The sequence below is a fragment of the Roseomonas sp. TS2 genome (assembly GCF_058833935.1).
In genome coordinates, this window is record NZ_JCACVY010000076.1 from 1 (window position 1) to 19,213 (window position 19,213).

The 19,213-nt window shown below is 73.1% G+C and carries 18 protein-coding genes; 9 read left to right on the forward strand and 9 right to left on the reverse strand.

Translation table 11 applies throughout. The features are described 5' to 3' along the window. Positions 1-1,358, reverse strand: a 1,358-nt coding sequence (xseA, locus tag ACZJYS_RS13395; protein WP_493178861.1) for an exodeoxyribonuclease VII large subunit, incomplete at its 3' end; no start/stop codon positions are given. Between the two features lie 73 nt (positions 1,359-1,431). Next, the gene (locus ACZJYS_RS13400) at positions 1,432-1,761 is read right to left on the reverse strand and encodes a hypothetical protein (RefSeq protein WP_493178863.1); all 330 of its coding nucleotides are present in this window, start codon (positions 1,759-1,761) and stop codon (positions 1,432-1,434) included. A 184-nt stretch (positions 1,762-1,945) separates the two neighbouring features. On the opposite strand from ACZJYS_RS13400, the gene purD reads away from it, so the two are divergent. Further along, complete coding sequence (gene purD, locus ACZJYS_RS13405) at positions 1,946-3,217, forward strand: phosphoribosylamine--glycine ligase (protein ID WP_493178865.1); 1,272 nt, start codon at positions 1,946-1,948, stop codon at positions 3,215-3,217. A gap of 49 nt (positions 3,218-3,266) precedes the next feature. Here purD and ACZJYS_RS13410 read toward each other — a convergent pair whose 3' ends face one another. Genes ACZJYS_RS13410 through ACZJYS_RS13420 form a run of 3 tightly spaced genes read right to left on the reverse strand, consistent with a single transcriptional unit; the run spans position 3,267 to position 7,016 of the window. Further along, a complete protein-coding gene (locus ACZJYS_RS13410; RefSeq protein WP_109516267.1) occupies positions 3,267-3,824 on the reverse strand; it encodes an NADPH-dependent FMN reductase in 558 nt (185 codons plus the stop codon). Further along, a complete protein-coding gene (locus ACZJYS_RS13415; RefSeq protein WP_493178868.1) occupies positions 3,821-6,430 on the reverse strand; it encodes an HWE histidine kinase domain-containing protein in 2,610 nt (869 codons plus the stop codon). Before ACZJYS_RS13415 ends, ACZJYS_RS13410 begins: the two co-directional genes overlap by 4 nt. Then, positions 6,423-7,016 carry a biliverdin-producing heme oxygenase gene (locus tag ACZJYS_RS13420; RefSeq protein ID WP_493178870.1) on the reverse strand — a complete coding sequence of 198 codons (594 nt, stop codon included), beginning with the start codon at positions 7,014-7,016 and terminating at the stop codon, positions 6,423-6,425. The genes ACZJYS_RS13415 and ACZJYS_RS13420 overlap by 8 nt, the downstream gene beginning before the upstream one ends. 226 nt (positions 7,017-7,242) lie before the next feature. On the opposite strand from ACZJYS_RS13420, the gene ACZJYS_RS13425 reads away from it, so the two are divergent. Both ACZJYS_RS13425 and ACZJYS_RS13430 read left to right on the forward strand, forming a co-directional pair. Further along, positions 7,243-8,229, forward strand: a complete 987-nt coding sequence (locus ACZJYS_RS13425; RefSeq protein WP_379651854.1) for a tripartite tricarboxylate transporter substrate binding protein — start codon at positions 7,243-7,245, stop codon at positions 8,227-8,229. Positions 8,230-8,308: 79 nt separating this feature from the next. Then, positions 8,309-9,529: a patatin-like phospholipase family protein gene (locus tag ACZJYS_RS13430; RefSeq protein ID WP_493178874.1), complete on the forward strand. Its 1,221-nt coding sequence runs from the start codon at positions 8,309-8,311 to the stop codon at positions 9,527-9,529. Positions 9,530-9,552: 23 nt separating this feature from the next. Here the strand turns inward: ACZJYS_RS13430 and ACZJYS_RS13435 are convergent, their stop codons facing one another. The 4 genes from ACZJYS_RS13435 to ACZJYS_RS13450 form a co-directional block, all read right to left on the reverse strand. Then, on the reverse strand, positions 9,553-10,128 hold the full coding sequence (locus ACZJYS_RS13435; RefSeq protein ID WP_379635948.1) for a DNA-3-methyladenine glycosylase I: 576 nt from the start codon (positions 10,126-10,128) through the stop codon (positions 9,553-9,555). Then, complete coding sequence (locus ACZJYS_RS13440; protein WP_493178878.1) at positions 10,125-10,547, reverse strand: DUF1398 domain-containing protein; 423 nt, start codon at positions 10,545-10,547, stop codon at positions 10,125-10,127. The genes ACZJYS_RS13435 and ACZJYS_RS13440 overlap by 4 nt, the downstream gene beginning before the upstream one ends. 32 nt (positions 10,548-10,579) lie before the next feature. Beyond that, complete coding sequence (locus ACZJYS_RS13445; RefSeq protein ID WP_493178880.1) at positions 10,580-11,035, reverse strand: MarR family winged helix-turn-helix transcriptional regulator; 456 nt, start codon at positions 11,033-11,035, stop codon at positions 10,580-10,582. Between the two features lie 104 nt (positions 11,036-11,139). Next, positions 11,140-13,437, reverse strand: coding sequence for a molybdopterin guanine dinucleotide-containing S/N-oxide reductase (locus tag ACZJYS_RS13450; protein ID WP_493178883.1), 2,298 nt, complete (start codon positions 13,435-13,437; stop codon positions 11,140-11,142). A 165-nt stretch (positions 13,438-13,602) separates the two neighbouring features. Here ACZJYS_RS13450 and ACZJYS_RS13455 point away from each other — a divergent pair, with 165 nt between their 5' ends. The 6 genes from ACZJYS_RS13455 to ACZJYS_RS13480 are packed head-to-tail and all read left to right on the forward strand — an operon-like array spanning position 13,603 to position 18,943. Then, a complete protein-coding gene (locus tag ACZJYS_RS13455) occupies positions 13,603-14,064 on the forward strand; it encodes a YccF domain-containing protein (protein WP_109516258.1) in 462 nt (153 codons plus the stop codon). Positions 14,065-14,075: 11 nt separating this feature from the next. After that, complete coding sequence (locus ACZJYS_RS13460; protein WP_493178886.1) at positions 14,076-15,371, forward strand: flavin monoamine oxidase family protein; 1,296 nt, start codon at positions 14,076-14,078, stop codon at positions 15,369-15,371. Between the two features lie 46 nt (positions 15,372-15,417). Further along, the gene (locus ACZJYS_RS13465) at positions 15,418-16,515 is read left to right on the forward strand and encodes an ABC transporter permease (protein ID WP_493178889.1); all 1,098 of its coding nucleotides are present in this window, start codon (positions 15,418-15,420) and stop codon (positions 16,513-16,515) included. 5 nt (positions 16,516-16,520) lie between these two features. Then, entirely contained in the window at positions 16,521-17,285 is a 765-nt protein-coding gene (locus ACZJYS_RS13470) for an ABC transporter ATP-binding protein (protein WP_109516411.1), read from the forward strand. A 3-nt stretch (positions 17,286-17,288) separates the two neighbouring features. Beyond that, positions 17,289-18,311, forward strand: coding sequence for an MlaD family protein (locus ACZJYS_RS13475; protein ID WP_109516254.1), 1,023 nt, complete (start codon positions 17,289-17,291; stop codon positions 18,309-18,311). Positions 18,312-18,325: 14 nt separating this feature from the next. After that, positions 18,326-18,943 carry an ABC-type transport auxiliary lipoprotein family protein gene (locus ACZJYS_RS13480; RefSeq protein ID WP_493178894.1) on the forward strand — a complete coding sequence of 206 codons (618 nt, stop codon included), beginning with the start codon at positions 18,326-18,328 and terminating at the stop codon, positions 18,941-18,943. Positions 18,944-19,213: the final 270 nt, after the last annotated feature.

The following is a 19,213-nucleotide window of genomic DNA, read 5'->3' on the forward strand; positions in this document are numbered from 1 at the left end:
GGGGCGATGGCGGCGGCCTCGGTCAGCGGCTCGCCATCGGCGCCGCGCAGCAGCGCGAAGCCGCGCGCCAGCACGCCCTGGTAGGAGGCGCCCTCCAGCCGGCCCACCAGCCCCTCCAGCCGCAGCCTTGCCTCCCGCAGCCGGCCAGCCAGCGCGCCGGCCGGGTCCGGCAGGCGGTGCAGCGCGGTCTGCCGGCGGTCGATCATCCGGCGCAGCGCGGCACCGCCGCGCATCTCCAGCAGCGCCAGCGCGTTGCGGTGGCCAGCCAGCGTCTCGCGCGGATGCGGCAGGCGGGGCGCGATGGCATCGAGCGCCGCGCGCTTGCGGGAGAGCAGCGCGCCCGGCGCCAGGGCCAGGCGCTCGGCGCGGTCGTCGAGCCGCTGGCGGGCGGCGCCCACCAGCCCGGGCAGGTCCGGCATCCGCGCCTCGGCGCGGGAGAGGCGCAGCCGGGCCGTGTTCAGCAGCGCCTGGCCGGATTGCAGCAGCCGCGTGGCGGTCTGCCCCAGCGCCGCCAGCAGATCGGCCCGCGCCGGCACGGCCAGCTCGGCGGCGGCGGTGGGGGTGGGGGCGCGGCGGTCCGAGGCGAAGTCGATCAGCGTGGTGTCCGTCTCGTGCCCCACCGCCGAGATCAGCGGGATGGGGCATTCGGCCACGGCGCGGATGACCACCTCCTCGTTGAAGGCCATCAGATCCTCCAGGCTGCCGCCGCCGCGCGCGACGATCAGCACGTCCGGCCGGGGCAGGCCGGCGGGCAGGCGGGAGAAGCCGCGGATGGCGGCGGCGATCTGCTCCGCCGCGCCCTGGCCCTGCACCGGCACCGGCCACAGCAGCAGGTGGCGCGGGAAGCGCCGCGCGATGGTGGTGCGGATGTCCTGGATCACCGCGCCCTTCTCGGAGGAGACGACGCCGACCACGCGCGGCAGCAGCGGCAGCGGCCGCTTGCGCGCCTCGTCGAACAGCCCCTCGGCGCCGAGCTTCTTCCTCAGCTGCTCGATGCGGGCGAGCAGCGCGCCCTCGCCGGCGAATTCGATGCGGTCGATGATGAGCTGGTAGTCGCTGCGCTCGCCATAGGCCGAGACCTTGCCGGTGGCGATCACCTCCATGCCGTTCTCGGGCTTCAGCGAGAGGCGCGGCACGGCGAAGCGCCAGATGATGGCGCGGATCTTCGCCCCCTCATCCTTCAGCGCAAGGTAGATGTGGCCCGAAGGGTAGGCCTTCAGCTCGGTGATCTCGCCGCGCACCCGCACGCGGCCGAACTCGCCCTCCAGCGTGCGCTTGATGGCGCCGCTGATCTCGGAGACGGTGAATTCGGGGGCGTTGCTGCGGGCCGGGGCCTCGCGCGCATCGGGCGTGTCCATGCCGCGCATAGTAGGGCGGCCGCGGCGCCACGGCCAGCCGGCCGGCCTTTGCGGGCCACACCGCAATATGTTACTATATCGGAACATATTGCATCCCCGGGAGGCTCCGATGCGCGACGCGGCCGCGAGGCAAGCCATGGACGAGGTCAACAGGATCTTCGAGGAGCAGGTTGTCGGCCAGGGCCGGTTCGAGGCCCTGGACCAGGTCTACACCCGCGATGCCCTCATCCTGCCGCCGGGCGGCGAGGCGGTGCAGGGGCTGGAGGCGATCCGCGCATTCTGGCAGCAGGCGGCCCGCAGCCTTGGCGTGACCGCCTGCCGCCTGCGGCCGTTCGAGACCACCATCCTGGGCGAGATGGCCTGCGAGGTCGCGCGGGGGGGAGATTGTCACCGGCAGCGCCATCATCCCCATCCAGTATGTCGTGCTGTGGAAATGCGGGGATGGCGGCTGGAAATGGCACCGCGACATCTGGAACACCTCCGCCTGAGGCGGCGGCGGCCTGGCACAGGGTTGAAGGCATGGGCTGACGCAGCCCCGCCAGTCATGCTAGCGCGGCCCCGGTTTGGAACAAGGGCCTCGGGTCACGATGCAAGTGCTTCTGGTGGGCGGCGGCGGCCGCGAACATGCCCTGGCCTGGGCGCTCTCCGGCTCCGGCCTGCTGGGCAAGCTCTGGGTGGCGCCGGGCAATGCGGGCATCGCCGAGATCGCCGAATGCGTGGCGATCGGCGCCGAGGATGTCGCCGGGCTGGTGGCCTTCGCCCAGGCGCAGGCGGTGGACCTGGTGGTGGTGGGGCCGGAGGCGCCACTGACGCTGGGGCTGGCCGATGCCTGCGCCGCAGCCGGGATCCGCTGCTTCGGCCCCAGCGCCGCCGCCGCGAAGCTGGAGGGCAGCAAGGCCTTCACGCGGGAGGTGACCACCGCCGCCGGCGTGCCCGGCGCCGAATGGGCCCGCTTCACGGATGCCGCCGAGGCCCGCGCCTATGTCCGGCGGAAGGGTGCGCCGATCGTGGTGAAGGCCGATGGCCTGGCCGCCGGCAAGGGCGTGGTGGTGGCCGCCACGCTGGCCGAGGCCGAGCAGGCCATCACCGAGATCATGGAGGAGCGCGTGCACGGCGCGGCCGGCGCCGAGATCCTGATCGAGGAATGCCTGATGGGGCAGGAGGTCTCCTTCTTCGCGCTGTGCGACGGCACCACCGCCCTGCCCATGGCCGCCGCGCAGGACCACAAGCGCGTGGGCGATTGCGACACCGGCCCCAACACCGGCGGCATGGGCGCCTATTCCCCGCCGCCCGCCTTCACGCCCGAGATCGAGGCGCAGGTGATGGACCGCATCATCCGCCCGACCCTGGCGGAGATGGCGAAGCGCGGCACGCCTTTCCGCGGCGTGCTGTTCGCCGGGCTGATGCTGACGGAAAGCGGTCCGCGCCTGATCGAGTTCAATGTCCGCTTCGGCGACCCGGAATGCCAGGTGCTGATGCTGCGCCTGCAATCCGACCTGCTGGCCGCGCTGCTGGCCGCCTGCGATGGCGAGCTGGACCGCTTCGCCCTGCGCTGGTCGGAGGAGGCGGCGATGGTGGTGGTGATGGCGGCGAAGGGCTACCCGGGCGCCTACCAGAAGGGCAGCGTCATCGAGGGGCTGGAGCGGGCGGCGCAGGTGCCGGGCGCGCAGGTCTTCCATGCCGGCACGGCGCGGGACGCGCATGGCAGCCTGGTGGCCACGGGCGGGCGTGTGCTCGGCGTCGCCGCCAGCGGCGCCACCCTGGCCGAGGCGCGGGGCGCGGCCTATGCGGCGGTGGATGCCGTGAACTGGCCGGAGGGCTTCTGCCGCCGCGACATCGGCTGGCGCGCCCTGAACTGACGGAAGGAAGATGGGGTCCAGGGGAATTCCTTCCCCTGGCCTTGCTTGCTTACGCGTTCGCCGCCCCGATGAACGCCGCGAAGGCCGCGAGCTGCTTGCGGATCACCTCGCGCGTGCCTTCGTCGGTCAGCCGGCCGTCCTGCACGCGCTGCTGCACGGAGGCCACCATCACCTCCGGCTTGTTCAGCACCCGCGCGTCGAGGAACACCGCCACCTGGCGCAGGTGGTACTGCGCGCGCACCCCGCCCAGCACGCTCATCGAGGCGCTCTGGATGGCCATCGGCTTGCCGGCGAAGGGGGTGTCGGGCAGGCGGGAGAGCCAGTCGATGCCGTTCTTCAGCACGCCGGGGATGGAGTAGTTGTATTCCGGCGTGACGATGATGATGCCGTCCGCGGCGGCGATGGCCTCGCCCATGGCGGTGACGGCGGCGGGGAAACCCTGCGCCTGCACATCGGAATTGTAGAGCGGGATGTCGCCCAGGCCCTCGAGCGCGGTCAGCGTCATGCCCTCGGGCGCCAGCTCCGGCAGGGTGCGCTGGAGGGCGGCGTTGTAGCTGCCGGCGCGCAGGCTGCCGCACAGGGTGACGACGGAAAGCGGACGGGTCATGCGGGTTCCTCGGTTCGGGGCGTGGAGGGCGGCGGGGGCCGGCCCTGGCCCATGCTGCGCTGCAGGGCGGTGCGCATCTCCGCCATCGTGTAGGGCTTGCTGATGACCTCGCTCGACCGGAAGCGGTCGGGGAAGGCATCGGCCTCGCCATAGCCGGTGGCGAAGACGAAGGGGATGCCGCGCGCCAGCAGGGCATCGGCCACGGGGAAGCTGCTCTCGCGGCCCAGATTGACGTCGAGCAGCGCCACCTGGGGCACGGCATGCTCCAGCATCCGCAGCGCCGCCTGGACGGAGGAGGCGACATCCACCGCCGTGCCCCCCAGGCGCCGCAGCTGGTCCTCGGCATCCATGGCGATCAGCAGGTTGTCCTCCACCAGCAGCACGCGGCCGGAGAAGGAAAACTCCGCCGGGGCAGCCGGAAGGGCGTGCTGTGCCTCCACCGCCGCCTCCGTGCCGCGCCGCACATAGCTGGCCGGCAGCAGGAAGCGGGCCTGCACGCCGGACAGGTGGTAGTGCAGCTCCGCCTCGCCCTTCAGGTCGTGCGGCAGGGCGCGCTCGACGATGGTGGTGCCGAAGCCCTGGCGCCGCGGCGGCTGCACGGGCGGCCCGCCTTCCTCGGTCCAGCGGATCTCCAGCGCCTCCTCGGGCGTGAAGCGCCAGCGCACCTGCACATGGCCGTGGCCGTCGCACAGCGCGCCATACTTGGCGGCGTTGGTCATCATCTCGTGCATGACCAACGCGAGGGTGGTGTAGGCCACCGGCTCGAGCAGCACAGGCGGGCCGTCCAGCCGCACCCGGTCGCGGCCATTGGCGGCGTAGGCGGCGGCCTCGGAGCGGATCAGCTCCTCCAGCGGCGCCGCGCGCCAGCGGTCGGTGGTGATCTGCTCATGCGCGCGCGCCAGCGCCTGGATGCGGCCGCCGATCATGCCGGCGAACTCGTCCACCGAGCCGGCATGGCCGCGGGTCTGGTTCACCAGGCCGCGGATCAGGCCGAGGATGTTGCGCACCCGGTGGTTCAGCTCGGCGATCAGGATCTCCTGCCGCTCCTGCGCCACGCGGCGCTCGCGCTCCGCCATGTCGGTGAGCTGCAGCACGACCTCGAGCAGCGTCACCCGCAGGCGCTCGGCCATCATCAGGTCGCTCTCGGTCCAGGGGCGGCTCTGGCCCTCGACCGTCTCCTGCCAGGCGGCGAAGCTCTTGCGCGGCGTCAGGCGCGGCCCGTTCGGCCCCAGCGCCACCGGCTTGCTCGGGTCGCCCGCCCAGGTGACGGACTGCGTCACGGCACGGCGGAAGAACACCAGGTAGTCGCGCGGGGCGCGGGAGAGCGGGATGGCGAGCAGCCCGGCGGCGCGCTGCGCGTAGTCGGCCGCCGGCGGGTGCATCTCCCCCAGCCGGTGGGTGGCGTAGATGGTGCCCGAGGCGGCGCGGTGCAGGAAGCGGACGATGCCGGAGAATTCCTCCACCGTCGGCGTGTGGCCGTGCAGCGCGGTGCCGGTGCTGCTCCACAGCCCGATGCCGTCGCAGCCGATGACCTCGGCCAGCGTCTCGAGGAACTCGGCGAGCGAGCTGCTGCCGGGGCGCATGGCGCCGAGCGAGGCCATCAGCCGGTGGTGCACGCGGTTGGCCTGCGCCTCGCGCGAGAGATCCTCCTCCCGCTCGCGGCTTTCCAGGGCGAGGGAGAAGATCTGGCCGAACAGCTCGGCCGCGGTGCGGCGCTCGAAGGGCACGCGCAGCGGCTCGGTGTTGTGGCAGGCGATCAGCCCCCAGAGCCGGCCCTTGCGCAGCACCGAGATCGACATGGAGGCCTTGATCCCCATGTTGCGCAGATACTCGATGTGGATGGGCGAGACGCTGCGCAGCACGCTGAGCGAGAGGTCGAGCGGCTGCTGGCGCGAATCGAGCAGCGGCAGCACCGGCACCGGCGCCAGCTCCGTGTCGGTGATCAGGCGCAGCAAGTTGCGCTCGTAGAGCAGCCGGGCCTGGCGCGGGATGTCGGAGGCCGGGAAGTGCAGCCCCATGAAGGAGGGCATGAAGCTGGCGGTCGATTCGGCGATCACCTCGCCCGCCCCGTCATGGTCGAAGCGGTAGAGCATGACGCGGCCGAAGCCGGTCAGCGCGCGGATCTGCCGCACCGCCTCGCGGCAGAGGCCGTCGAACCCCTCCACCTGGTGCAGCCGGGCGATCATGCCGCGCACCGTGGTGCCGGCCTCCAGCGCGTCCTCCAGGTCGGAGGGCTCGCCCTCCAGCACGATCATCTCGCCCGCCATGTGGATGGCGAGGTCGTAGGGCGGCTGCCCTTCCTGCAGCACCACGCCGAACAGGCGCTCCACCGCGTTGGGGCCGCGCAGCAGGTGCAGCCGGCCGCCGATCTGGTGCAGCGCCTCGCGCGTCAGCAGGCGGGAGAGGAAGCTGCCGAACAGGGCCTCGGGCGCCTGGCCCAGATGCGCCTCGATGTTGGCGGAGGTCCGCCGGACCACCCAGTCCGAAGTGACCGCGACCAGGAAGCCGATCGGCTGAACGCCACCCAGCAGGTGGATCGGCTCGCGGTCGCAATTCGTCAGGTCGACGGCCTGTGTCAGAGAGAGGTCGCCCAGGTCTTCACGCATGCAGCATTGGCTCAGCGGTCCTTTCGCGACGCAGGGCCGCCAGGAAGTGGTCGAAGGCCAGGCGCGCGCCATGCGCCGCCTCGGGCCAGAGGTGCGAGCCGGGGAGAGCCTGCTCCAGCAGCGGCAGGAAGGCCGGCCAGCCTCCCGTCCCCGGGTCGTGGGCCAGGTAGGCCGTGGCCCCCCGTGCTTCCGGCAGGGCCGCAGCCTGGCGCAGCAGCATGGCATTGCCGAGCCGCGAGCCCTCCAGCACATAGGCGGCGCCCAGTGCCTCTTCCACCCCGGCGAAGGCGAGGGGCGGGCTGTCGGGCGCGGCCATGCCGAGCGCCGCGAGATCGGCGGCCAGGGCGGCGGCGCGGCGGCGGCGGGGCCAGTCCGGCAGCCTGGCGGCGAGGCCCGCGGCGTCGCAGGCGGCTTCCAGGGCCGGCAGGGCGCGGGCATGGGCGCGGAGAAAGCCGCGATAGCCGGCGAGGGTGCCGAGGTCGTGGTCGCTACCCAGGGCATCGGCGGCGTCGTGCCGGGACCGGGTTTCCTGCCGCAGGTGCCAGCGCAGGCCGGTACGCCGGGATTCGGTGCCCAAAGGGGCCATGATGCGTCGTCTCTCCGAGCCTGCCCGGTTGCAGGCCCACCTATAAGCACTTCCTCCCAAATGGGGGATCAACCCTGCGGGATGGAGCGCAGGGGTTGAGACCGGCCGCACGGAAACGGGGCCGCACGGAAACGGGGAGGGAGGTTGCCGGCCGGGAGGGTTTCCGGGCTAAACTCCAACGTGGAGCCTTGCCCCTATAAAGCGAGGAAGTTGGAGGAAGACAAGAATGACTGCATTGACCCGCCGCGCGGCGCTCTCGCTGGGTGCCCTCGGCGCCGCCGGCCTCGGCGCGGCCGCGCTGGCCCGGCCGGCCCTGGCCCAATCCGGCTTCCCCAACCGCCCGATCCGCATGCTGGTGCCCTGGGGCGCCGGCGGCACCACCGATGTCCAGATGCGCGCCTTCTGCGAGGTGGCCTCGGCCAGGCTGGGCCAGCCGGTGGTGGTGGAGAACCGCTCCGGCGCCGGCGGCATCCTCGGCCCGCAGGCGCTGCTGAACGAGAAGCCGGACGGCTACACCCTCTCGCAGATGCCGATCAGCGTGTTCCGCTATCCGCACATGGCCGCGCGCGCGCCCTTCGACCCGATGAAGGATTTCACCTGGGTCAGCCACCTGACCGGCTACCTGTTCGGCATCGTGGTCCGCGCCGACGCGCCCTGGAACACGCTCGACGAGTTCATCGCCGATTCGAAGAAGAACCCGGGCAAGTTCACCTACGGCACCCCCGGCGTCGGCACCTCGCTGCACATCACCATGGAGCAGATCGCCGGGCAGAAGGGGGTGGAGTGGGTGCACGTGCCCTTCCGCGGCTTCGCCGAGAACCTCACCTCGCTGCTCGGCGGCCAGACCCATGCGCTGGCCGACAGTTCCGGCTGGGCGGAGATGGTGAAGGACGGCCGGGTGAAGCTGCTCGTCACCTGGGGCCCCTCGCGCGCCAAGCGCTTCCCCGAGACGCCGACGCTGAAGGAAAGCGGCATCGACATCGTCTCCACCTCGCCCTACGGCGTCGCCGGGCCGAAGGGGATGGACCCCGCGGTGGTGAAGGTGCTGGACGAGGCCTTCCGCGTGGCGGTGAACGACCCGAAGCACGTCGCCATCCTCGACCGCTACGACATGCCGGTGATCTACATGGGGCCGGAGGAATATGCCGCCTTCGCGCAGAAGACCAACACCGAGGAGAAGGCGATGATCGACCGGCTCGGGCTGAAGCTCTGAGCCGCGCCGCCCGGCCGCGCCTTGGCGGCGGGCCGGGCGGGCCTCATCCTGGGGGCGATCCACGCGCAGGAGAGCCCCCATGGACGCACCCATCCCCGAGCGCTCCATCCCTGAGCGGCCCGTCGCCGCCGAGCCCGCCGCCGAGCCCGCCGCCGGCCTCGACCGGCACGGCTTCCGCCCCAGGGACCCGTGGCGGCCGGAGGGGTGCCGGCGGGTGGCGCTGGTGCTGCAGGGGGGAGGGGCGCTCGGCGCCTACCAGGCCGGGGTGTACGAGGCGCTCGCCGAGGCGGGCGTGGCGCTGGACTGGATCGCCGGCGTCTCGATCGGCGCGATCAACGGCGCGCTGATCGCCGGCAACCCGCCGGAGAGGCGCGTGGCGGCGCTGCACAGCTTCTGGGACCGTGTCACCAGCGAGCGCATCTGGCCCCAGGCCCTGCCGGATGGCGACCTCTTCCGCCAGTGGCGGCACGAGGCCTCGGCGGTGCTGACCATGCTGCAGGGCCAGCCCGGCTTCTTCACGCCGAACCGGCCCAACCCGTGGTTCTCGCTGCCCGGCGCGCGCACCGCGACCGCCTTCTACGACAGCGCGCCCCTGCGCGAGACGCTGCGCGAGCTGGTGGATTTCGACCTGCTGAACGATGGGCGCATCCGCTTCTCGGTCGGCGCCGTGAACGTCGCCACCGGCAATTTCGCCTTCTTCGACAGCAGCCGCATGCGCATCACCGAGGCGCACATCATGGCCTCCGGCGCGCTGCCGCCGGCGCTGCCCATGGTGCAGGTGGGAACCGACTGGTTCTGGGATGGCGGCCTTGTCTCCAACACGCCCCTGCAGCACCTGCTGGAGAATCTGGAGGGGCGCAACACCCTGGCCTTCCAGGTGGACCTGTTCAGCGCGCGGGGGCTGGTGCCGCGCTCCATGCCGGGCGTGATGTCGCGCGAGAAGGACATCCGCTACAGCAGCCGCACCCGCATGGTGACGGACATCTACCGCCGCCAGCGCCAGCTGGAGGTGGAGCTGCGGCGGGCGCTGGAGATGGTGCCGCCCGAGCGGCTGGACGAGGGCCAGAAGGCGCTGAAGGCGCAGCTGGAGCGGATGCCGGAGGTGGTGATCCTGCAGCTGATCTACCAGCAGCAGGCCTTCGAGGGGCAGGCGAAGGACTACGAGTTCTCCACCACCTCCATGCACGCCCACTGGCAGAGCGGGCTGGAGGACACCCGCGCCACGCTGCGGCACGGCAACTGGCTGGTGATGCCGCCGCCCGGCAGCGGCATCCAGGTGCACGACATCCACCGGCCCTGAGGCTACGGCCCCGGGGCCGCCGCTCAGGCTGCTCCGGGCGGCGCCAGCGCCGCGCGGCGCGGGCAGCCGAGGGCGTGGTCGTTGAACAGGCCGGCCGCCTGCATCCAGGCATGGACCGTCACCGCGCCGACGAAGCGGAAGCCCCGCCGCTTCAGCGCCTTCGACAGCGCCTCGGATTCGGCGCTGCTGGCGGCCACATGCGTGCCGTCGCCGAGCCGCGGCACGCCGCCGACGAAGCCCCAGGCGAAGGCCGCGAAATCCTCCCCCGCCGCCATCATCTGCAGATAGGCGCGGGCATTGCCGATCGTCGCCTCGATCTTGGCGCGGGAGCGGATGATGCCGGCATCCTGCACCAGCGCCTCCACCCGGGCGGCGTCGTAGGCGGCCACCGCCTCCGGGTCGAACCCCGCGAAGGCGGCGCGGAAGCCCTCGCGGCGGTGCAGGATGGTCCGCCAGGAAAGCCCGGCCTGGAAGCTCTCCAGCACCAGCAGCGCCCAGAGCGCGCGGCTGTCGCGCAGGGGCACGCCCCATTCGGTGTCGTGGTAGGCCGCCATCACCGGGTCGCCCTCGGCCCAGGCGCAGCGCGCGCAGCCGCTCATGGCGCGGCCACCGCCGCCATGGGGGGGAAGTGCTCGACATGTGTCTCCGCCGTGCGGCCGAGATAGACCGCCCGCCGCCCGGCGAGGGAGACGATGTAGCCCACGCACCCGGCAGCGCGCGCCCTGGCGCAGAAGCCCTGGTAGCTGTAGCCGGGCGCCTGGCGCTGCGCCTCCCCGATGGCGGCGCGCAGGGCGGCGGTGTCGAACGCGGCCGCGATGGGGCCTTCCTGCGGGGGCTGCGGCAGGACCAGGCTTTCCCCGTCCGCACGGTAGTAGGTGGCGCTGGCGCTGCGAAAATCGACCGCGTAGCTCTCGAAGCCGGCGCGGCCCAGCCGGTCCAGGATCTCGGGGAAGTGCAGGGTGCCGGCCTCGGCGCCGTCGAGGCAGGCCTGGGCCACGGCGCGGGAGGTGTCGTCCATCGGATTCATCCGGGGTGTGGGGTTGCGGGAGGTCAGTCGACCGCCACGCCGGTGATGCCGAGCCGCGCCACGGTCCGCTCCAGCAGGTCGCGCAGGGTCTCGCGCTCGGCGGGGGAGAGGTGGGCGAAGCACTCGGCCTCGTTGCGGTCGGCGAGGCGGGCCAGCTCGGGCACGAAGGCGGTGGCCGATTCGGTCAGGCCGAGGGTCTGCGCCCGCCCATCCGCCGCGCTCGGCGCGCGGAGGAGCAGGCCCTTGCCGATCAGCCGGTCGGCGAGGCGGGTGATGGCGCCGCGCGTCATGCCCATCCGCGTGGCGAGCTGGCTGGGCGGCAGGGGCGGCTGCCCGTACAGCATGCGCAGGAGCGCCCATTCGGCCACCGTCACCCCCCGCGCGGCGAGCTTGCGGGCGAAGGCGTGCGAGACATGGTTCGACACCTGGCGGATCCGGTAGCCGAGATGGTCGGTCAGTTCGGGGAGGGGCTGCGGCATGGGGATATGATCGATTTCCTAGGAAACTATACGACCGGTGCGTTCCGGGAAACAGGAAATCGCCGTGCCGCGAAGGGGCGGGGCGCCGGCCCCGCCGCCTCCGCTCAGCCGGCCGGCGGGTCCCAGGCGCGCACGGGCGGCAGGTTGCCGGTGAACTTCTCCACCTCCAGCGCGGTGAGCTGCCCCGTGCAGCCCTGGGCGAGGCGCGAGGTGCCAACGTCCCGCGTCAGCACGTTCGGGTTGCCGTGCACGCAGAGCGGGCTTTCATCGTTCGGGTCCTCGGGGTCGTACCAGGCGCCGGTGGCGAGCTGCACCACGCCGGGCATCACCGCCTCGCTCAGCGCCGCCGCCGCCAGGCAGGCGCCACGGGCGTTGTGCAGCCGCACGATGTCGCCCTCGGCGATGCCGCGCGCCGCGGCGTCCTGGGGGTGGAGGCGCACCACCTCCCGCCCGCGCCGCTTGGAGGCGGCGCTGGTGCCACCGAAATCGAGCTGGCTGTGCAGCCGGGTGGCGGGCTGGTTGGCCACCAGCCAGAGCGGCGCGCCGGGGGCAGGGGTGTCAGTGGGCGCCAGCCAGGCGGGGTGGCCGGGGCAGTCATCGTAGCCGAAGCCGGCGATGGTCTCGGAGAAGATCTCGATGCGGCCGCTCGGCGTGGGCAGCGGGTTCGCCGCGGGGTCCTCGCGGAAGGCGCGCAGGATTCCGCCATCATCCGGCGCCTGGGGCAGGGCCAACTCGCCGTCCTGCCAGAATTCCTCGAAGGAAGGCGCCGTCTCGCCGCGTTCGGCCAGTGCCGCGCGGGTGGTCTCGTAGAGGTGGCGCAGCCAGCCGCGCGCGTCGCGCCCCTCGGTGAACGCCGCCTCGCAGCCCAGCCGCTCCGCAAGGCCGGCGAAGATGGCGTAGTCGTCCCGCGCCTCGCCGAAGGGCTTTGCGAGTTGGTGCATGGCGACGAGCAGCGGGTCGTTGGGCGAGCCGGCGATGTCCTCCCGCTCCAGCGAGAGGGTGGCGGGCAGCACGATGTCGGCGTGCCGGGCGGTGGCGGTCCAGGCGCTCTCATGCACCACCAGCGTGTCGACGCGGGCGAAGGCGCGGCGCAGCCGGTTGATGTCCTGGTGGTGGTGGAAGGGGTTGCCGCCCGCCCAGTAGACCAGCTTGATACCGGGGTAGGCCAGGCGCTGGCCGTTGTAGTCGAAGGGCGCGCCGGGGTTCAGCAGCATGTCGCTGATGCGCGCCACGGGGATGAAGTCCCGCACCCCGTTCTTCCCCTGCGGCAGGCCGGCGATCGGCACCGCATTGGCCCGCTTGCCGTAGTGCGCGATGGCGCCGAGCGCGTAGTTGTAGCCGCCGCCGGGCAGGCCGATCTGCCCCAGCATCGCCGCCAGCACGGCGGCCATCCACACCGGCTGCTCGCCATGCTCGGCGCGCTGGAGGGAATGCGCCATGGAGATGAGGGTGCGGGTGCCGGCCGCGTCCCGCGCCAGTTGCCGGATGCGCTCGGCCGGGATGCCGCAGAGGGCGGAAGCCCAGGCGGCGTCCTTCGGCTGGCCGTCGGCGGCGCCGGTCAGGTAGGGGGCGAAGCGGTCCCAGCCGGTGCAGTGGGTGGCGAGGAAGGCCGTGTCGTGCAGCCCCTCGGCCAGCAGGGTGTGCGCCATGCCGAGCATCAGCGCCGTGTCGGTGCCGGGGGTGATGGGCAGCCACTCGGCGCCCGCCTCCTCCGGCAGGTCGTCGCGCAGCGGCCCGATCAGCACGAAGCGGGTGCCGCGCGCCGCCGCCGCCGCCATGGCGCCGCGCTCGACATGGCGGGAGACGCCGCCGCTGGCCACCGCGCTGTTCTTCACCGCCATGCCGCCGAAGGAGAGCACCAGCCCGGTGTGCCCGACGATCTGCTCCCAGGTGACGTTGCGGCGCGTGACCGCCTCGAACGGCCCCAGGATGTGCGGGATGATCACCGCCGAAGCGCCGGCGCTGTAGCTGTTGACCGAGCGGACATAGCCGCCGAGGGCGATGTTGAGGAACCGGTGGATCTGGCTCTGCGCATGGTGGAAGCGCCCGGCGCTGGCCCAGCCATAGGAGCCGCCGAACACCGCCTGCGGCCCGTGCGAATCCCGCACCCGCGCCAGCTCGCCCGCCAGCAGCGCCAGCGCCTTCTCCCAGGAGACGGGGACGAACGCCTCCCGCCCGCGCGCCGTGCTGGGGCCGGGGCCGTGCTCCAGCCAGCCCCGCCGCACCATGGGCTGCGCGATGCGCGCCCGGTGGCGCAGCGCCTCCGGGAAGTTTTGTAAGATCGGCGAGGGGTCGGGGTCCGCCGGATGGGGCTCCACCACCAGCGCGCCGTCCTGCCAGCCGGCCCGGAAGGCACCCCAATGCGCGGCATGTGGCCGCATCGCGCCATCCTGTTCCGTCATCGCCTGCTCCTCGCCAACAGGGCCAGCCGGTGAGATTGCCGGGGCCCGGCCCCATATGAGAGGGAGTGTGCGGCCGCCGGCCCGGCCTGTCACCCCGCTTCGGGGGTGGGGCAACCCGGCGCCTCTGCCCGGCATTGCCGTGGCAGCAACCCGAGGGAGAGTGAATTGGCGCTGCTGCTGAACATCCTGTGGAACGTCTTCGCCCTCGGCTTCGTCACGGCGGCGATGTGGCTGCTGGCCGCGGTGCTGATGACCATCACCATCATCGGCATCCCCTGGGCGCGCGCCTGCGTGACGATGGCGAGCTATTCCTTCCTCCCCTTCGGCCGCAGCCTGGTCTCGCGCGAGGACCTGACGGGCGTCCCCTCCATCGGCACCGGGCCGCTGGGGCTGCTGGCCAACCTGATCTGGTTCCTGCTGGCCGGCATCTGGCTGTGCATCTCGCACCTGACTCTGGCGGCGGCGATGGCCGTCACCATCATCGGCCTGCCGCTGGCCTGGGCGCATCTGAAGCTGGCCGGTGCCGCCATCTTCCCCGTGGGCAAGCGCGTGGTGCCGAACGATGTGGCGGATGCCGTCTCGCTCGGCCGCGGCCGCGATGCCTGGGGGCGGATGCGCGGCGGCTGAGCGCGCCCGCCATGGCCGATCCCGACATCCTGGTGGTGGGGGCCGGCGCCGCCGGCCTGGCGGCGGCGCGCGCCATCCGCGCCGCCGGGCATGGCGTGCGGGTGCTGGAGGCGCGGCACCGCCCGGGCGGCCGCGCCTGGACCGACAGCACCACCCTGGCCGCGCCCTTCGACCTCGGCGCCACCTGGCTGCACCAGGCGCTGGACAACCCGCTGGCGCCGCTCGCCGCCGGCGCCGCGCCCTTCGACCATGATGCGGTGCGCCGCCATCTCTGCCTGATCGACGGCCGCCCCGCCGCCGAGGCGGAGATGGCCGATTACGACGCCACCTACGCCGCCTTCCACGCCCGCCTGCGCGCCGCCCTGCCGGAGGCGCCGCCCGGCGCCTCGGCGGCCGATTTCGCCCCGCGCGGCGGCCCCTGGGATGCCATGGTGGCGCATTGGGAAGGGCCCGTCATCTGCGCCGCGCCGCTGGCCGAAATGGACCTGCGGGACTTCCTCGACACCCAGCTCGACGCGCCGAACTGGCTGCTGCCGCAGGGCATCGGGAATTTCCTCTCCGGCCTCGCCGCCGGCCTGCCCATCGCCTATGGCGCGGCGGTGGAGCGGCTGGAATGGGGCCGCGCCGGGGGGGTGGTGGCGGAGGGCGCCTTCGGCCGCGTCTCGGCCCGCGCCGCCATCGTGACCCTCCCCACCGCCCTGCTCGCCGCCGGCGCGCTGCGCTTCGACCCGCCCCTGCCGGCGGAGAAGGAGCAGGCGGCGCACGACCTGCCGCTCGGCCTGCTGAACAAGATCGGCCTGCGCGCGGCGGGGGAGGACCGGCTGGGCCTCGCCCCCTTCACCGGGCTGGAGCGGCGGGTGGAGCGGGAGGATGAGGCGGCGATGACCTTCATCGCCTGGCCCTTCGGCCAGGACCATCTGATGGGCTTCCTCGGCGGCCCCGCCGCCTGGGAGGCCAGCCGCGAGGGCCCCGCCGCGCTGGAGGCGCTGGCCCGGGCGGAGCTGCGCGCGGCCTTCGGCCCCCGCGCCGATGCCGCGCTGCGCGGCGCCCCGGTGCTGGCCAGCGACTGGGGCAACGACCCCTATGCGCGCGGTGCCTACTCCCATGCCCGGCCCGGCCGGGCCGCGGCCCGTCGCATCCTGGGCACGCCGCTGGCCGGCGGGCGGCTCTGCTTCGCCGGCGAGGCCTGCCACCCGCGCCTCGCCGCCACGGTGGGCGGCGCGTGGGAGAGCGGCGAATGGGCCGCCCATGCGGCCCTGGCGGCCCTGGCGGCCCTGGCCGGCGTCCCTCCGGAACCAGTGAGATGAACACAGGCTTAAAGTTTCGCTCAGGCTGCCTTATCTGCTGCACCGCATGACGGATCAGGCAGAGCAGGCGGGCTACGACCGTCAGGACGACACGCTGCGGCTGCGCGGGGCGATGACCACGCGGCAGGTGGGCGGGCTGTGGGAGCCGCTGCTGAAGGCCGCGCGGGGCGCGCGGCGGCTGGACCTCTCCGGCGTCACGGCGCTCGACACCACCGGCGCCGCCCTGGTGCTGCGCGGCGCCGCCGTGGCGGGCGATGCCCCGATGGAGGGCGCCAGCGCGCCCGTCTCGGCCGTGCTGAAGCGGGCGCAGGATGCGCTGGCGGCTCCGCGCCCGGCCGCCGGCCCGAAGCCGCTGCCCTTCGTCGGCCGCGTCGGCGCCTGGGGGGTGGGGGGCCTGCGCGCCTTCCGCGCCTCCACCGGCTTCCTCGGCGAGACGGTGCTGATGGGGCTGGCCGTGCTGCCCCAGCCGCGCCGACTGCGCGTGGCCGACCTGCTGCGCCACCTGGACGAGGCGGGGCTGCGCGCCTTCCCGCTGGCGATCCTGCTCGGCACGCTGATCGGCGTCATCCTGGCCTTCCAGTCCTCCATCCCGATGCGGCAGTTCGGCGCCGAGATCTTCATCCCGCCGCTGGTCGGCATCTCGCTGATCCGCGAGCTGGGGCCGCTGATCGCCGCCATCATCGTCGCCGGCCGCACCGGTTCGGCCTATGCCGCCGAACTCGGCACCATGACGGTGAACGAGGAGGTGGACGCGCTGCGCATCATGGGCGTCGATCCGGTGAGCATGCTGGTGCTGCCGCGCCTCGTCGCGGCGCTGCTGGTGATGCCGGTGCTGGCGCTGGTGGTGAACCTCACTGGCCTGTTCGGCATGGGCGTGGTGATGGGCACGCTGGGCTTCCCCCCCGCCCTGGTGCTGAACCAGCTCAGCCAGTGGCTGACGCTGGGCTCGCTGCTGGGGGGGCTGTTCAAGGCGGGCGTGTTCGGGCTGGTCATCGCCGGCATCGGCTGCCGCGCCGGGCTCGGCGCCGGGCGCGGGCCGCGCGCGGTGGGCGATGCCGCCACCCAGGCCGTGGTGGGCGGCATTGTCGCCACCGTGGTGCTGGACGGGCTGTTCGCCGTCCTCTTCTACCGTCTGGGATGGTGAGCGGCATGGCCGAGCAGAAGGAGGCCCCCGCCGTCGTCGGCGTGCGCGGCCTGACCATGGCCTTCGGGTCCAACGTGCTGTTCCGCGACGTCACCTTCGACGTGCGCAAGGGCGAGGTCTTCGTCATCCTCGGCGGCTCGGGCTGCGGCAAGTCCACCCTGCTGAAGCTGCTGATCGGCCTCTACCGGCCGAGCGAGGGCGAGATCCGCATCCTGGGCGAGAACCTCGATGCCGCGCGCGGGCGGGAGCGGCGCGAATTGCTCTCGCGCCTCGGCGTCATGTGGCAGTCCGGCGCGTTGTTCGGCAGCATGACCCTGCTGGAGAACGTGATGCTGCCGCTGGAGGAGCACACCCGCCTGCCGCGCGCGGCGCGTGAGGAGGTGGCGCGCGTCAAGCTCGGCCTGGTCGGCCTGTCGGACGCCGCCAACCGGCTGCCGGCCGAGATCTCGGGCGGCATGGCCAAGCGCGCCGGCATCGCCCGCGCCATGGCGCTGGACCCGCCGCTGCTGTTCCTCGACGAACCCTCCGCCGGGCTCGACCCCATCACCTCCGCCGGCCTCGATCAGCTGATCCGGGACCTCGCGCGCGACCTCGGGACCACCTTCATCGTCGTGACCCACGAATTGCAGAGCATCCTGGCCATCGGCGACCGCTGCATCATGCTGGACAAGCAGGCCAAGGGCATGATCGCCGAGGGCGACCCGCGCGAGCTGCGCGACCACGCGACGCACCCCACCGTGCGCGCCTTCTTCCGCCGGGAGGCGGCCTGAGCCATGGCGAGTTCCAGCAGCCTCTATGTCCGCGTCGGCGCCCTGATCCTGGTCGGGCTGGCGCTCGGCCTCGGCTTCCTGCTGTTCCTGACGGGCGGCGGCTTCGGCCGGCAGAGCATCGTCTTCGAGACCTACCTGCAGGAGAGCGTCACCGGCCTCGAGGTCGGCGCGCCGGTGCGCTACCGCGGCGTGCAGATCGGCCAGGTGAGCCAGGTGGGGCTGGTCAACGCCGCCTATCCGCCGGGCAGCCGCGACGCGGCGCTGGAGGCCTTCCAGCTCGTGCTGGTGCGCCTCTCGCTCGACCCCGCCAAGGCCACGGTGCGCACCGAGGACCAGGCGATGCGGGCGGTGGAGCGCGGGCTGCGCGCCCGGCTCTCCAGCCAGGGCATCACCGGCGTCGCCTATATCGAGCTGGACTTCGTCAGCCCCGAGCGATTCCCGCCGCGCGAGGTGCCCTGGGAGCCGGACTACCCGGTGGTGCCCTCCATGCCCTCCACCGTGGCGCAGGTGCAGAACGCGGCGGAGGCCATCCTGTCCCGCATCCAGCAGGCGCCGCTGGAGCAGCTGCTGGACGATGTCAGCGGCATTGTCCGCACCCTGCGCACCCAGGTGGACGAAGGCGACTTCGCTCACCTTCTGGCCGAGGCGGCGCAGACCATGGCGCTGCTGCGCCAGGTGGTGCAGAGCTCCGACGTGCCCGCCATGGTGGCCGAGTTGCGCGGCGTGGCGGCCGACCTGCGCACCACCTTCGCCGGCCCCGAGATCCGCGAGGCGCTGGCCAACACCGGCGCCGCCACCGAGGAGATGCGCCGCGCCCTGACCCGGCTGCCCGCCGTCATCGGCGCGCTGGAGCAGACGGCGCGGGCGGCGCGCAACACCACGCAGGACACCAATGCCGACCTCGCGCCGATCCTGCGCGACCTGCGCGCCGTGGTGAGCAATTTGCGCGACACCACCGAGACGCTGCGCCGCGCCCCCGGCCAGGCCATCTTCGGCGCGCCGCCGCCGCCGCCCGCCAACCGCTGATGAGAGCCCCCCGCATGAACCGACGCCTGCTGCTCCTGGCCCTGCCTGCGCTGGCTTCGCTGCCCCTGGGCGCCTGCAGCGTCATCCCCGAACGGCCCTATGTGGAGACGAAGCGCTTCCCGCTCGACCCGCGGCGCGACGGGCCGCCGGCCCGGCGGGGGCGGGGGCGCGTGCTGCAGGTGCGGCTGATGCGCGCCGCTCCCGGCCAGGACACGCGCGGCCTGCGCACGCTGCGGGAGGACGGCACCATCTCGGTCGATTTCTACGCCGAATGGAGCGCGCCGCCGGTGGAGCTGGCCGAGGAGGCGATGCGCCGCTGGCTCTCCGCCTCCGGCCTGTTCAACGGCGTGGTGGCCACCGGCAGCCGCGTCAGCCCCGATCTGGTGCTGGAGAGCGAGTTGACAGCGCTACATGCCGATCTGGCGAAGGGCGAGGCGGTGGCCGGGCTGTCCGTGGTGCTGCTGCGCGAGACGGGCGGCGATGCGCAGCTTCTCACCCAGCTCGCCATCCGCGGCACGGCGCCGCTGCCGCCGCAGCGGCCGCTGCCGCCCGAGCTGGCGGCCGAGGCCATGAACGAGGCCCTGGCCAGCGCCCTGGGCGCCTTGGAGCGGGGCCTGGGGCGCTACGCCTGAAGGAGGGGGCGCGCACGGCCCCTTCTCCCATCCCCGGCCCATCTTCCTTTTCTTAACGATTGTGCAAGCTGCACCGCGTTAGTCTCAAAAACGAGACGGATGACGGCTGACACGCCATCCGGGCGGGACCGGAATTCTGGGCGCGGCGTGTCAGGCCGGGGGCGGGAGAGTGTTGCATGCCGAGTGCGGACCCTTGGGACGAGGCCTGGGATGCCTATGAGGCGCGCCGCCAGGGCGCTCTTCCGGCCGCCGGGCCGGAGGCCTGCGCCG